Annotated in this window: 12 protein-coding genes; 7 read left to right on the top strand and 5 right to left on the bottom strand. The window is 72.3% G+C overall.

Annotated elements, in window-relative coordinates; all coding sequences use genetic code 11:
• Window positions 1-166: 166 nt before the first annotated feature.
• Together AB0I73_RS27780 and AB0I73_RS27775 are read right to left on the bottom strand one after the other, a co-directional pair.
• Window positions 167-1,129 carry a DeoR/GlpR family DNA-binding transcription regulator gene (locus tag AB0I73_RS27780; protein WP_363041755.1) on the bottom strand — a complete coding sequence of 321 codons (963 nt, stop codon included), beginning with the start codon at window positions 1,127-1,129 and terminating at the stop codon, window positions 167-169.
• Between the two features lie 198 nt (window positions 1,130-1,327).
• Entirely contained in the window at window positions 1,328-2,776 is a 1,449-nt protein-coding gene (locus AB0I73_RS27775) for an NAD(P)H-quinone dehydrogenase (protein WP_363041753.1), read from the bottom strand.
• Between the two features lie 98 nt (window positions 2,777-2,874).
• On the opposite strand from AB0I73_RS27775, the gene AB0I73_RS27770 reads away from it, so the two are divergent.
• From AB0I73_RS27770 to AB0I73_RS27760, 3 genes are all read left to right on the top strand, one after another.
• Complete coding sequence (locus AB0I73_RS27770; protein WP_363041751.1) at window positions 2,875-3,366, top strand: gamma-glutamylcyclotransferase; 492 nt, start codon at window positions 2,875-2,877, stop codon at window positions 3,364-3,366.
• 482 nt (window positions 3,367-3,848) lie between these two features.
• Window positions 3,849-4,673, top strand: a complete 825-nt coding sequence (locus tag AB0I73_RS27765; protein ID WP_363041749.1) for a purine-nucleoside phosphorylase — start codon at window positions 3,849-3,851, stop codon at window positions 4,671-4,673.
• 71 nt (window positions 4,674-4,744) lie between these two features.
• Complete coding sequence (locus AB0I73_RS27760; RefSeq protein WP_363041747.1) at window positions 4,745-6,436, top strand: phospho-sugar mutase; 1,692 nt, start codon at window positions 4,745-4,747, stop codon at window positions 6,434-6,436.
• 67 nt (window positions 6,437-6,503) lie between these two features.
• On the opposite strand, the gene AB0I73_RS27755 is transcribed toward AB0I73_RS27760, so the two are convergent.
• Complete coding sequence (locus AB0I73_RS27755; RefSeq protein WP_363041745.1) at window positions 6,504-7,229, bottom strand: PH domain-containing protein; 726 nt, start codon at window positions 7,227-7,229, stop codon at window positions 6,504-6,506.
• 112 nt (window positions 7,230-7,341) lie between these two features.
• On the opposite strand from AB0I73_RS27755, the gene deoC reads away from it, so the two are divergent.
• The 3 genes from deoC to AB0I73_RS27740 are packed head-to-tail and all read left to right on the top strand — an operon-like array spanning window position 7,342 to window position 10,692.
• Window positions 7,342-8,295, top strand: coding sequence for a deoxyribose-phosphate aldolase (deoC, locus tag AB0I73_RS27750; RefSeq protein WP_109377872.1), 954 nt, complete (start codon window positions 7,342-7,344; stop codon window positions 8,293-8,295).
• Window positions 8,296-8,300: 5 nt separating this feature from the next.
• A complete protein-coding gene (locus tag AB0I73_RS27745) occupies window positions 8,301-9,737 on the top strand; it encodes an aldehyde dehydrogenase family protein (RefSeq protein ID WP_363041743.1) in 1,437 nt (478 codons plus the stop codon).
• Window positions 9,730-10,692: an aldehyde dehydrogenase family protein gene (locus tag AB0I73_RS27740; protein ID WP_363041741.1), complete on the top strand. Its 963-nt coding sequence runs from the start codon at window positions 9,730-9,732 to the stop codon at window positions 10,690-10,692. Before AB0I73_RS27745 ends, AB0I73_RS27740 begins: the two co-directional genes overlap by 8 nt.
• Window positions 10,693-10,775: 83 nt before the next feature.
• Here the strand turns inward: AB0I73_RS27740 and AB0I73_RS27735 are convergent, their stop codons facing one another.
• A complete protein-coding gene (locus AB0I73_RS27735) occupies window positions 10,776-11,120 on the bottom strand; it encodes a hypothetical protein (RefSeq protein WP_363041739.1) in 345 nt (114 codons plus the stop codon).
• Window positions 11,121-11,248: 128 nt separating this feature from the next.
• Here AB0I73_RS27735 and AB0I73_RS27730 point away from each other — a divergent pair, with 128 nt between their 5' ends.
• Window positions 11,249-11,938, top strand: coding sequence for a uridine kinase (locus AB0I73_RS27730; RefSeq protein WP_363041737.1), 690 nt, complete (start codon window positions 11,249-11,251; stop codon window positions 11,936-11,938).
• 203 nt (window positions 11,939-12,141) lie between these two features.
• On the opposite strand, the gene AB0I73_RS27725 is transcribed toward AB0I73_RS27730, so the two are convergent.
• Window positions 12,142-12,891, bottom strand: a complete 750-nt coding sequence (locus AB0I73_RS27725) for a SigE family RNA polymerase sigma factor (protein WP_363041765.1) — start codon at window positions 12,889-12,891, stop codon at window positions 12,142-12,144.
• Window positions 12,892-12,993 lie beyond the last annotated feature (102 nt).

The following is a 12,993-nucleotide window of genomic DNA, read 5'->3' as shown; positions in this document are numbered from 1 at the left end:
ACGCGCACCGCTCGGGCACGGTCAAGGGGCTGAACGCCGAGGTGGGCGCGTCGGTCACCTCCGGCGCGGTGATCTGCGAGATCAAGGACTGACGGCCCGACCGACCCGTACGACACCCCCGGGCGCCCGGCGGAGCCTCGAAGGCTCCGCCGGGCGCCCGGCGTCATCACCGTCTGCGCAGGTCCGCGACGCGTGCCCGCTCCGCACTCTGGGCCTGTTCGGCCGCTCCCAGGGCCACGGCCGAACGCAGCCCCGGCCCCTGTCGACGCGGCCCCGGCAGCGGCATGTCCCGGCGTTGCTGCTGACGTGCCGGGGCCGTGTCACCCCCCGAGCCCGCGGCACCTCCCGGCGCCCCGGCCACGGCGATCTGCACGCCCTGGTCGGCGAGCGCCTGCAACTCGGTGCCGGCGCGGTCGTCGTGCGCGGGCGGCTCGTCCGTCACCAGGCGGGTGATGACGTCCGTGGGCACGGTCTGGAACATGGTGTCCATGCCGAGCTTGCTGTGGTCGGCGAGGACCACCACCTCCGCGGCGGCCTGCACCAGCGCCCGGTCGACGGAGGCCGACAGCATGTTGGACGTGGACAACCCCCGCTCGGCGGTCAGCCCGCTCCCGGAGAGGAACGCCCTGGACACCCGCAGCCCCTGGAGGGACTGCTCGGCTCCGCTGCCGACGAGGGCGTAGTTCGAACCGCGGAGCGTACCGCCGGTCATCACGACCTCCACCCGGTTGGCGTGCGCCAGCGCCTGGGCCACGAGCAGGGAGTTGGTGACGACGGTCAGACCGGGCACCCGGGCCAGCCGGCGGGCCAGCTCCTGCGTGGTGGTGCCCGCACCGACCACGACGGCCTCGCCCTCCTCCACGAAGCCGGCGGCGAGGTCGGCGATGGCGGTCTTCTCGGCGGTCGCGAGATGTGACTTCTGCGGGAAGCCGGACTCCCGCGTGAACCCGCCCGGCAGTACCGCACCGCCGTGCCGGCGGTCGAGGAGTCCTTCTGCCTCCAGCGCGCGCACGTCCCGCCGTACGGTCACTTCGGAGGTCTGGACGACGCGGGCGAGCTCACGGAGCGACACGGCCCCGTTCGCTCGCACCATTTCGAGGATCAATTGGCGACGTTCTGCAGCGAACACGAAACTGACAGTAACGCCGGCGACCGTCTGCTTTCAGCACTTTGCGCTGAATAGCAGAAGTTGTTCGCGCACCCGACCGCCGAGTGGTATAAGCCCTAGTCGCCTCGCATATGCCGAACACCCATCCGGCAACTCCCCGTGACCGACGGGGAGTTGCTTTCAGCCGCCGGGCTGCCGGGCCGTCAGGCCGCCGGGCCGTCAGGCCTCTCCCGCCACCTTGCGCGTGTGCAGCTGCCGTGCCACCTCGGCGATCGATCCCGACAGCGAGGGGTACACGGTGAAGGCGTTCGCGATCTGCTCGACCGTCAGGTTGTTGTCGACCGCGAGCGAGATGGGGTGGATGAGTTCCGAGGCGCGCGGCGCCACGACGACGCCGCCCACCACGATCTCGGTGCCCGGCCGGCAGAAGATCTTGACGAAGCCGTCGCGGATGCCCTGCATCTTCGCGCGGGGGTTGCGCAGCAGCGGCAGCTTCACGACCCGCGCGTCGATCTTCCCGGCGTCGACCTCGGCCTGGCTGTAGCCGACGGTGGCGATCTCGGGGTCGGTGAAGACGTTCGACGAGACGGTCTTCAGGTTCAGCGGAGCCACCGCGTCGCCCAGGAAGTGGTACATGGCGATCCGCCCCTGCATCGCCGCCACCGACGCCAGCGCGAAGACGCCGGTGACGTCGCCGGCCGCGTACACGCCCGGAGCGGTGGTCCGGGAGACCCTGTCGGTCCAGATGTGCCCCGACTCGCGCAGCCTGACCCCGGCCTCCTCGAGCCCCATGCCCTCGGAGTTCGGGATGGCGCCGACGGCCATCAGGCAGTGCGACCCGGTGATGACCCGCCCGTCGGCGAGGGTCACCTCCACCCGGTCCCCGACCCGCTTGGCGGACTGCGCGCGCGAACGCGCCATGACGTTCATGCCGCGCCGGCGGAAGACGTCCTCCAGCACCGCGGCGGCGTCCGGGTCCTCACCCGGCAGCACCCGGTCGCGCGACGACACGAGCGTCACCTTCGACCCCAGCGCCTGGTAGGCACCGGCGAACTCGGCACCGGTCACACCGGAGCCGACCACGATGAGCTCCTCGGGAAGCTCGTTCAGGTCGTACACCTGTGTCCAGTTGAGGATGCGCTCGCCGTCGGGCCGCGCGTCGGGCAGCTCGCGGGGGTGGCCACCGGTGGCGATGAGCACCGCGTCGGCGGTCAGCGTCTCCTCGGACCCGTCGGCGGCCCGGACCACGACCTTGCGCGACCCGTCCAGGGCCTGCATGCCCTCGAGCCGCCCCCGCCCGCGCATCACCCGCGCGCCGGCCCGCGTCACGGACGCGGCGATGTCGTGCGACTGGGCCAGGGCCAGCCGCTTCACCCGGCGGTTCACCTTCCCCAGGTCCACGCCCACGACCCGGGCGGCCTGCTCCACGTGCGGGGTGTCGTCGGCCACGATGATGCCGAGTTCCTCGTAGGAGGAGTCGAAGGTGGTCATCACCTCGGCCGTGGCGATCAGGGTCTTCGAGGGCACGCAGTCGGTGAGCACCGACGCCCCGCCCAGACCGTCGCAGTCGACGACGGTCACCTCCGCGCCGAGCTGCGCGGCGACCAGCGCCGCTTCGTAGCCGCCGGGTCCGCCACCGATGATCACGATCCGAGTCACATGCTCCATTGTCCCGCACACTTCACCGTGCGACCGTCCGGGGGCCACCCCCGTGGCCCCCCTGTTACCGGAGTGGCCCGCGGTACGGCTGCCGTACGCTCTCCCATATGTCGCTCTACGCCGCGTACGCCGGCAACCTCGACGCGCGGCTGATGTCCCGCCGCGCCCCGCACTCGCCGCTGCGCGCCACCGGCTGGCTGAACGGGTGGCGGCTGACCTTCGGGGGCGAGAACCTGGGCGTGCACCGGCCGAGCGGGTCCACCGACCCGGCCGAGCCCACCGACCCGGCCGCGGGAGGCGGCGCGCTCGCGACGATCGTCGAGGACCACTTCGCCCAGGTCTTCGTCGCGCTGTACGACATCGCCCCCATGGACGAGGAGTCCCTGGACCACTGGGAGGGCACGGGTCTGGACATCTACCGGCGCATCCGCGTCCGCGTCCACACCCTGGACGGCGAGGAACCCGCCTGGACCTACGTCCTGAACGCCTACGAGGGCGGCCTCCCCTCGGCCCGCTACCTCGGCGAGATCGCCGACGCGGCGGAATCCGCGGGCGCCCCCCACGACTACGTGATGGAACTGCGCAAACGCCCCTGCTGAACCCGCGCCCGAGCCGGGACGTCGAGACCTGCCCGCCCTGGGGCCTGTCCGGCGGATCATGCCGCGGACGCGGGGGCCGGCACGCGCTGCCCGAAGCTCTTCGAGCAGGGGAACCCCCAGCGGCGTTGTCGTCGGTTGCCGACTCCCCGAGCTCTCGACGAGCTCGAGCAGGGAGGACCCCCGTCGCGTCGACGCCCTCCTCCGCCTCGCGGCTCCACGCTCCCCCACTCTCGACTTCTCCCCCACTCTCGACTTCGCTCGAGCGGGAGGGACCTCCATGAGCGGGAGGGACCCCATGAGCGGGAGGGACCCCCATCGCCCCCGCCCACCCGCGCCGACAAGGCGCCGCCGATTCCCTGCGACCTGATCCGCCGGACAGGCCCGAGCCGGCAAGGCATTCCCGGAAACGACAAGACAACGATCGCGGGCCCGTGAGCTTTGATATCTACGCGCGTAGGCGAAGACCGGCTACCCTCATCCGCGTGAACGCTTCTCTTCTTCCGGACGACATCCAGGGCGACCCCCACGCCGCAGCCGACGCCGCAGCCGCGCGCCTGCGCGAGCTCACGGGCGCCGAGACCCACGACGTCGCCCTCGTGATGGGCTCCGGCTGGGCACCGGCCGTGGACGCCCTCGGCACACCCGACGCCGAGTTCCAGGTCACCGAGCTGCCCGGCTTCCCGCCGCCGGCGGTCGAGGGGCACGGAGGCAAGATCCGCTCGTACCGCCTCGGCGCCAAGCGGGTCCTGGTCTTCCTGGGCCGCACCCACTACTACGAGGGCCGCGGCGTGGCCTCCGTCGCCCACGGCGTGCGCACCGCCGTCGCCGCCGGCGCCAAGACGATCGTCCTGACCAACGGCTGCGGCGGCCTGCGCGAGGGCATGCGCCCCGGCCAGCCGGTCCTGATCAGCGACCACATCAACCTCACGGCCACCTCCCCCATCGTCGGCGCCAACTTCGTCGACCTCACCGACCTCTACTCCCCCCGGCTGCGCGCCCTCTGCAAGGAGATCGACGCGACCCTGGAGGAGGGCGTCTACGCCCAGTTCCCCGGCCCGCACTACGAGACCCCGGCGGAGATCCGCATGGCACGGGTGATCGGGGCGGACCTGGTGGGCATGTCGACGGTGCTCGAGGCCATCGCCGCGCGGGAGGCGGGCGCGGAGGTGCTCGGCATCTCCCTGGTCACCAACCTCGCCGCCGGTATGACCGGTGAACCGCTCAACCACGAGGAGGTCCTCCAGGCGGGCCGGGACTCCGCCTCCCGCATGGGCACCCTCCTGACCCAGGTACTGGGCCGCCTGTAACCGCCCGCGGCCCCCGGCGGCGGGGCAGGGGCGGGACGACTCAACCGACCACTCGAGAGGCTGACCGACACGTGCACGACGACCTGACCGCTCGGGCCCGCACCTGGCTCGCCGAGGACCCCGACCCCGAGACCCGTGCGGAACTCGCGGGCCTTCTCGACAAGCTCGACGGGAACGCCACGGACGGCGCCGGCGCCGGCGCCGAACTCGCCGCCCGCTTCAGCGGCACCCTCCAGTTCGGCACCGCCGGTCTCCGCGGCGAACTGGGCGCCGGCCCGATGCGCATGAACCGCGCCGTCGTCATCCGCGCCGCCGCCGGCCTCGCCGCGTACCTCAGGAAGCAGGGGACCCCCCACGGGGACGAGACAGCCGGCCTCGTCGTGATCGGCTACGACGCCCGGCACAAGTCGGCGGACTTCGCCCGCGACACCGCCGCCGTGATGACCGGCGCCGGTCTCCGGGCGGCCGTCCTCCCCCGCCCCCTCCCCACCCCGGTGCTCGCCTTCGCCATCCGGCACCTCGGCGCGGTCGCCGGGGTCGAGGTCACCGCCAGCCACAACCCGCCCCGCGACAACGGCTACAAGGTGTACCTCGGCGACGGGTCCCAGATCGTCCCCCCCGCCGACGCGGAGATCGCCGCCGAGATCGCGGCCGTCAGGTCCCTGCACGACGTGCCCCGTCCCACCAGCGGCTGGCAGACCCTCGACGACTCCGTCCTGGAGGCCTACCTCGCCCGCACGGACGCGGTCCTGGCCGAGGGCTCCCCCCGCAGTGCCCGCACGGTCTACACCGCGATGCACGGCGTCGGCAAGGACGTCCTGCTCGCCGCGTTCGCCCGGGCCGGCTTCCCGGAGCCGATCCTGGTCGCCGAACAGGCCGAGCCCGACCCGGACTTCCCCACCGTCGCGTTCCCCAACCCGGAGGAGCCCGGCGCGATGGACCTGGCCTTCGCGAAGGCCCGCGAGGCCGAGCCCGACCTGGTCATCGCCAACGACCCGGACGCCGACCGCTGCGCCGCGGCCGTCAAGGACGGCGGGGAGGGCACCGGCGACGGGGGCTGGCGCATGCTGCGCGGTGACGAGGTCGGCGCCCTGCTCGCCGCCCACCTGGTCCGGCGCGGCGCGACCGGCACGTTCGCCGAGTCGATCGTGTCCTCGACCCTCCTCGCCCGCATCGCCGAGCAGGCGGGGCTGCCGCACGAGGAGACCCTGACCGGCTTCAAGTGGATCGCCCGGGTCGAGGGCCTGCGCTACGGCTACGAGGAGGCGCTGGGCTACTGCGTCGATCCGGAGGGCGTGCGCGACAAGGACGGCATCACGGCCGCGCTGCTCCTCGCCGAACTGGCCTCCGAGCTGAAGGCGGAGGGCCGTACCCTCCTGGACCTCCTCGACGACCTCGCCGTGACCCACGGCCTGCACGCGACCGACCAGCTGTCGGCCCGCGTCGAGGACCTGTCGCTCATCGCGGACGCCATGCGCCGCCTGCGCGAGAACCCCCCGACCGCACTGGCCGGCCTGCGCATCACCCGGGCCGAGGACCTGACCCGCGGCACGGACACCCTCCCGCCCACCGACGGCCTGCGCTACACCCTTCAGGGTGCCCGCGTCGTCGTCCGCCCGAGCGGTACGGAGCCGAAGCTGAAGTGCTACCTGGAGGTCGTCGTCCCGGTCACCGCCCGGGCCGACCTGCCCGCGGCCCGCGCCAGGGCGGCCGCCCTGCTGACCGCGATCAAGCAGGACCTGAAGGCGGCGGCCGGTATCTGAGCGGTCGAGAACCGGAGGGGTCCGCGGTTCTGCGGACCGCGGGCCCCTCCGGTCGTCGCCCCCGGGCTCAGGCGACGGCCAGCAGGACCGTCAGCAGGACCACCCCGGCGAGCGTCGGGGCCAGGACCTCGTAGGACCAGCGCACGCTCACCTCGCCCTGCGCGCTCCCCGCGGTCTGCCGGTCCTCGTGCAGCTCGCGCAGTTCGTCCATCGCGCGGTCGCTCGGCGCCCGCTCCGGCCCTTCCGATCCGCCCGGCACGGGCGCGGCACTTCCGCGCCGGGACGCGCCGCCCGCCCTCGGGATCTGCCCCGCGGTGCGGACGTCGACGCCCTGCGCCCGCTCGCCCGCGGCCCGCATCTCCCGCCGCGCGGCCCGCTTGCGGGCCCGCAGGGACACGGGCAGGGCCCACAGCTGGTACTTGGTGCCGACGTCGGAGACGACCTCGTTGGTGTAACCGGCGCGCAGTGCGGCGACCCGGCCCCAGGGCAGCACGATCGTGCGGAAGGGATTGCGGACGCGCAGCCGGTCGTCGTCGGCGTACACGGCGGGCAGCAGGGTGTAGGCGACCACCGGGGGCGCGGTCGCCAGCAGCGTGGCGAGCGCCAGCCACGGGGCCCGGCCCTCACCGGTGACCACGGCGTCGACGCAGAGCCAGCCGACGATCGCCAGCAGCAGCACGCCACCGGCGATGCCCGGGGTCGACCGGTACACCCGGTCCTCGGCCTCGGGGCCTTCGGGCCCGTGCCCGCTCTCGGGCTCCGGGGCGGACGGCTGCTGCGCTGGGGTGTTCATGCCTCCGATTCTGCCCGACGGGTCCGCACGCGCCGGTGGGTGGTGGGCGGGTCGGAAACGGGCAGGAGGACTGTACAGCCGCTACGCGCGTAGATATGCTCGGCTGGTGACCATGTCCTCCACTGCACCACACGCTCTCAGCGACGTCACCGCGTCCGACGGCACGCTGCGTCGCTTCCTGCACGGGCTGCCCGGGGTCGACGCGGTCGGCCTGGAGGCGCGTGCCGCCTCGCTCGGCACCCGCTCGATCAAGACGACCGCGAAGGCGTACGCCATCGACCTCGCCATCTCGATGGTCGACCTGACGACGCTGGAAGGCGCGGACACCCCGGGCAAGGTCCGGGCGCTCGGCGCGAAGGCGGTCCGCCCCGACCCGACCGACCGCACGACCCCCGCCACGGCCGCGGTCTGCGTCTACCCCGACATGGTGGCCACGGCGAAGGAGGCCGTCGCCGGCTCCGCGGTCAAGGTCGCCTCCGTCGCGACCGCCTTCCCGGCAGGCCGCGCCCCGCTCGCGGTCAAGCTGGCCGACGTCCGGGAGGCCGTCGCCGCCGGCGCGGACGAGATCGACATGGTCATCGACCGCGGCGCGTTCCTCGCCGGGAACTACCTGAAGGTGTACGACGAGATCACCGCCGTGAAGGAGGCCTGCGGGGCGAGTGCCCGGCTGAAGGTCATCTTCGAGACGGGCGAGCTGTCGACGTACGACAACATCCGCCGGGCGAGTTGGCTCGGCATGCTGGCCGGCGCGGACTTCATCAAGACCTCGACCGGCAAGGTGGCGGTGAACGCCACGCCCGCGAACACCCTCCTGATGCTGGAGGCGGTCCGCGACTTCCGCGCGCAGACCGGCGTCCAGGTCGGGGTGAAGCCGGCCGGCGGCATCCGTACCAGCAAGGACGCGATCAAGTTCCTCGTCCTGGTCAACGAGACCGTCGGCGAGGACTGGCTGGACAACCACTGGTTCCGCTTCGGCGCCTCCTCCTTGCTGAACGACCTGCTGATGCAGCGCCAGAAGCTGGCCACCGGCCGCTACTCCGGCCCCGACTACGTGACGGTGGACTGATCACCATGGCACCTGTTTTCGACTACGCGCCGGCACCCGAGTCCCGCTCGGTCGTCGACATCGCCTCCTCGTACGGCCTGTTCATCGACGGCGAGTTCACCGAGGCGGCCGACGGCAAGGTCTTCAAGACCGTCTCTCCCTCCACCGAGGAGGTCCTCTCCGAGGTCGCCGAGGCCGGTGAGGCGGACGTCGACCGCGCCGTGAAGGCAGCCCGCAAGGCATTCGAGAAGTGGTCGGCGCTCCCGGGCTCGGAGCGTGCGAAGTACCTCTTCCGCATCGCCCGCATCATCCAGGAACGCAGCCGCGAACTCGCCGTCCTCGAAACCCTCGACAACGGCAAGCCGATCAGGGAGACCCGCGACGCGGACATCCCCCTGGTCGCCGCGTACTTCTTCTACTACGCGGGCTGGGCGGACAAGCTCGACCACGCCGGCTACGGCGCGAACCCGAAGCCGCTGGGCGTCGCGGGCCAGGTCATCCCCTGGAACTTCCCCCTCCTCATGCTGGCGTGGAAGATCGCCCCGGCGCTGGCGACCGGCAACACGGTCGTCCTGAAGCCCGCCGAGACCACCCCCCTCTCGGCGCTCTTCTTCGCGGACATCTGCCGCCAGGCCGGTCTCCCCCAGGGCGTCGTCAACATCCTCACCGGCGACGGCCGCGCCGGAGCCGCGCTGGTCGCCCACCCGGACGTCGACAAGGTCGCCTTCACGGGCTCCACCGCCGTCGGCAAGCAGATCGCGCGCACGGTCGCGGGCACCCGCAAGAAGCTCACCCTCGAACTGGGCGGCAAGGGCGCCAACATCGTCTTCGACGACGCCCCGATCGACCAGGCCGTAGAGGGCATCGTCAACGGCATCTTCTTCAACCAGGGCCAGGTCTGCTGCGCGGGCAGCCGCCTGCTCGTCCAGGAGTCCATCCACGACGAGCTGCTGGACTCCCTCAAGCGCAGGCTCTCCACGCTGCGCCTGGGTGACCCGCTGGACAAGAACACCGACATCGGCGCGATCAACTCCGCGCAGCAGCTCGAACGCATCACCTCGCTCGTCGAGCAGGGCGAGGCGGAGGGCGCCGAGCGCTGGTCGGCGGCCTGCGAACTCCCGGAGAACGGCTACTGGTTCGCGCCGACGCTGTTCACGGGCGTCACCCAGGCGCACACGGTCGCCCGCGACGAGATCTTCGGCCCGGTGCTGTCGGTGCTCACCTTCCGCACCCCGGACGAGGCCGTCGCCAAGGCCAACAACACGCCGTACGGCCTGTCGGCGGGCATCTGGACGGAGAAGGGTTCCCGCATCCTGGCGGTGGCGAACAAGCTCCGCGCGGGTGTCGTCTGGTCCAACACGTTCAACAAGTTCGATCCCACCTCGCCGTTCGGCGGCTACAAGGAGTCGGGCTTCGGCCGCGAGGGCGGTCGCCACGGCCTGGAGGCGTACCTCGATGTCTGAGAAGTCCGAGAAGATCGAAAAGGCAGAGAAGGCAGAGAAGGCCGACAAGCCCCGGAAGGGCGAGAGCACCGAACCGCGGCTCTCGGTCTTCAAGACCTACAAGCTGTACGTCGGCGGGAAGTTCCCGCGTTCCGAGAGCGGCCGGGTGTACGAGGTGTCTGACGCGAAGGGCAACTGGCTGGCCAACGCACCGCTCGCCTCCCGCAAGGACGCCCGGGACGCGGTGGTCGCCGCCCGCAAAGCGTTCGGCGCCTGGTCGGGCGCGACGGCGTACAACCGGGGCCAGATCCTCTACCGCGTCGCGGAGATGCTGGAGGGCCGCAGGGACCAGTACGTCCGTGAGGTCGCCGAGGCCGAGGGACTGTCGAAGTCCAGGGCGGCCGAGCAGGTGGACGCGGCGGTCGACCGCTGGGTCTGGTACGCGGGCTGGACCGACAAGATCGCCCAGGTGGTCGGCGGCGGAAACCCGGTCGCGGGCCCGTACTTCAACCTGTCCTCCCCCGAACCGACCGGCGTGGTCGCCGTCCTGGCGCCCCAGGAGTCGTCCTTCCTGGGGCTGGTCTCGGTGGTCGCCCCGGTGATCGCCACCGGCAACACGGCGGTCGTGATCGCGAGCGAGCGGTCCCCGCTGCCCGCCCTCTCCCTGGGCGAGGTCCTGGCCACCTCCGACCTGCCCGGCGGCGTCGTCAACGTCCTCTCCGGCCGTACGGCGGAGATCGCCGCGCCGCTGGCCGCGCACCAGGACGTCAACGCGATCGACCTGGCCGGCGCCGACGAGGCGCTGGCGAAGGAGCTGGAGATCGCGGCGGCGGACAACCTCAAGCGCGTCCTGCGTCCACAGCCTGTGGACGACTGGTCGGCAACTCCCGGCACGGAGCGCATGACGGCCTTCCTGGAGACGAAGACGGTCTGGCACCCGACGGGCTCCCTGGGAGCCTCGGGCTCCGCCTACTGACCGGGCACCCCCTCCGCACCCCGGAGAGCCGCGCCCCCTCCACCCAAGGGGGCGCGGCTCTCCGCCGTCACCCTGCCCCCGGATCAGCCGCCGAGCGCCCCCGCCGCCCGGCCGACCACCGGGACGCCGTCGACCGAAGGGGCCTGGGCGACCGGGTCGGTCACCGTGCGCGAGTCCACCGGCGCGAGGTCGGCGACCTGGGTACGGACGCCGTTGTCGAGGGGGTCGACGCCGGTTCCGGCGAGCGGGTTGGGCTTGAGGCCGGTGACCGGACCGACGGCGTGCCCGGCTGCGCCGGTCAGGGCCGGCGGGGAGCCGGAGTCAGCCGCTGCCGCCGCCGCGCCCACCCCCAGGACCGCTCCCGCGGCCGCGAGCGTGGCCAGGGCGCGCCGGACGGTCGGCTTCTTGGGTGCGTCGTATCGGGCCATTGCTGATGCCACCCTCTGCTTCTCTCGGTAACCGGATCGACGCGCAGCGTAATGGAAGTGTGACGCGTGCATCAAAGCCGGTCCGCACGGTCGTGGAGCACCCGTTCCATGCCTCAGACTGGTGTCCCGTGAGTTCCCAATCGCCCCTGTCCGCGCGAGTCGTGCTGCTCTGCGGCCCCTCCGGCTCCGGCAAGTCCCTCCTCGCGGCCCGCTCCGGCCTTCCGGTGCTGCGTCTCGACGACTTCTACAAGGAGGGCGACGACCCGACGCTGCCCCTGGTGGCGGGCAGCTCCGACATCGACTGGGACCACCCCGGATCGTGGGACGCGGACGCCGCCGTCGCCGCCATCGGCCGGCTGTGCCGCACGGGTCGTACGGACGTGCCCGTGTACGACATCTCCCTCAGCGCCCGGACCGGTGCGGACACGGTCGACATCGGCGGGGCTCCGCTGTTCATCGCGGAGGGCATCTTCGCCGCGGAGATCGTCACGCGCTGCGGCGAACTGGGCCTGCTGGCCGACGCGCTGTGCCTGAACCGCGGCCCGGTGAAGACCTTCCGCCGCCGCTTCCTGCGGGACCTCAGGGAGGGGCGCAAGTCCATACCCTTCCTGCTGCGGCGCGGCTGGCGGCTGATGCGGCTGGAGCGGACGATCGTCGCCCGCCAGACCTCGCTCGGCGCGTACGCCTGCGACCGCGACGAGGCCCTGAGCCGCCTGGCGGCGGCGGGGGTCGGCGTCGGCAGGCAGGGTGGGGCGGACACGCGCACCGAGGACTCGGGCGTGGACTCGGGTGCGAGTGCGACCGTGCGGTCGGCGTAACCGGGGCGAACCCGGGGCGTATGCACGAAAGCGGGACTGGAAAGGCCCCCCCGGCCATCCAGTCCCGCCTCTTCGTGCTCCCCCGTTGTCCCCCGTGTCCCCGGTTCCCCCTGGGATCCCCCGATCCCCTCGGTTCCCCGTTTTCCCCTTCCCCCTGTTCCCCCGTTCCCCCGTTCTCTGTGTCCCCCGTTCCCCCCGTACCTTCAGGCGACCAGTTCGCCGAAGGCGTCCTCCCGGTCACGGCCGAAGCTGAGGACCTCGTCCTCGCGCAGCCGGCGGAGCGACCGCCAGATGCTGGACTTCACCGTGCCGACACTGATGCCGAGGATGTCCGCGATCTCCGGGTCCGTGCGGCCCTCGTAGTAGCGCAGGACCAGCATGGTGCGCTGGAGTTCGGGCAGCCGGGCCAGCGCCTGCCACAGGACCGCGCGCAGCTCGGTGCCGCGCATCGCGTCCGTGTCGCCGACCGTCTCCGGCAGCTCCTCGGTCGGGTACTCGTTCAGCTTGCGGCGGCGCCACGCGCTGATGTGCAGGTTGGTCATGGTGCGGCGGAGGTATCCGCCGACCGCGGCCTTGTCGCTGATCCGGTCCCACGCCCGGTAGGTCGAGAACAGCGCGCTCTGCAGCAGGTCCTCGGCCTCGAAGCGGTCGCCGGTCAGGTGGTAGGCGGTCGCGTACAGGGAGGCACGTCGTTCCTGGACGTAGGCGGTGAACTCCACCTCCGACAGCGAACGGCGCTCCCCCTCTGCCTCCCCGTACCCGCTTCCCCCGTGTGTTTCCCCCGTGTTGGTTTCCCCCGTGGGCGCGTCGATCACCGTCCTGTAGGCGGTGTGACGCCCGACGCCGCGAGCGCACCCCCGTTTGCCCAGGGCACCGGACTTCTCACCGGCTCGGTGCACGTCGTGCAGACGCGTGACAACCGCGCTGGAGCTGGTGCCGTGCAGCGTGTTCATCTCGCGCCCCCCGTCGTGGACTTCCGGTGTCTTCATGTGCTGTTGTGCTGGTGACGAAAATCCTGCCCGGGCGACTTCATGGCCGTGTCCGCCGACTGTCAC

Origin of the sequence: Streptomyces sp. NPDC050388, from assembly GCF_040655635.1 — a bacterium.
Lineage (GTDB): Bacteria > Actinomycetota > Actinomycetes > Streptomycetales > Streptomycetaceae > Streptomyces.
This window is presented reverse-complemented; position numbering and strand designations above follow the sequence as displayed.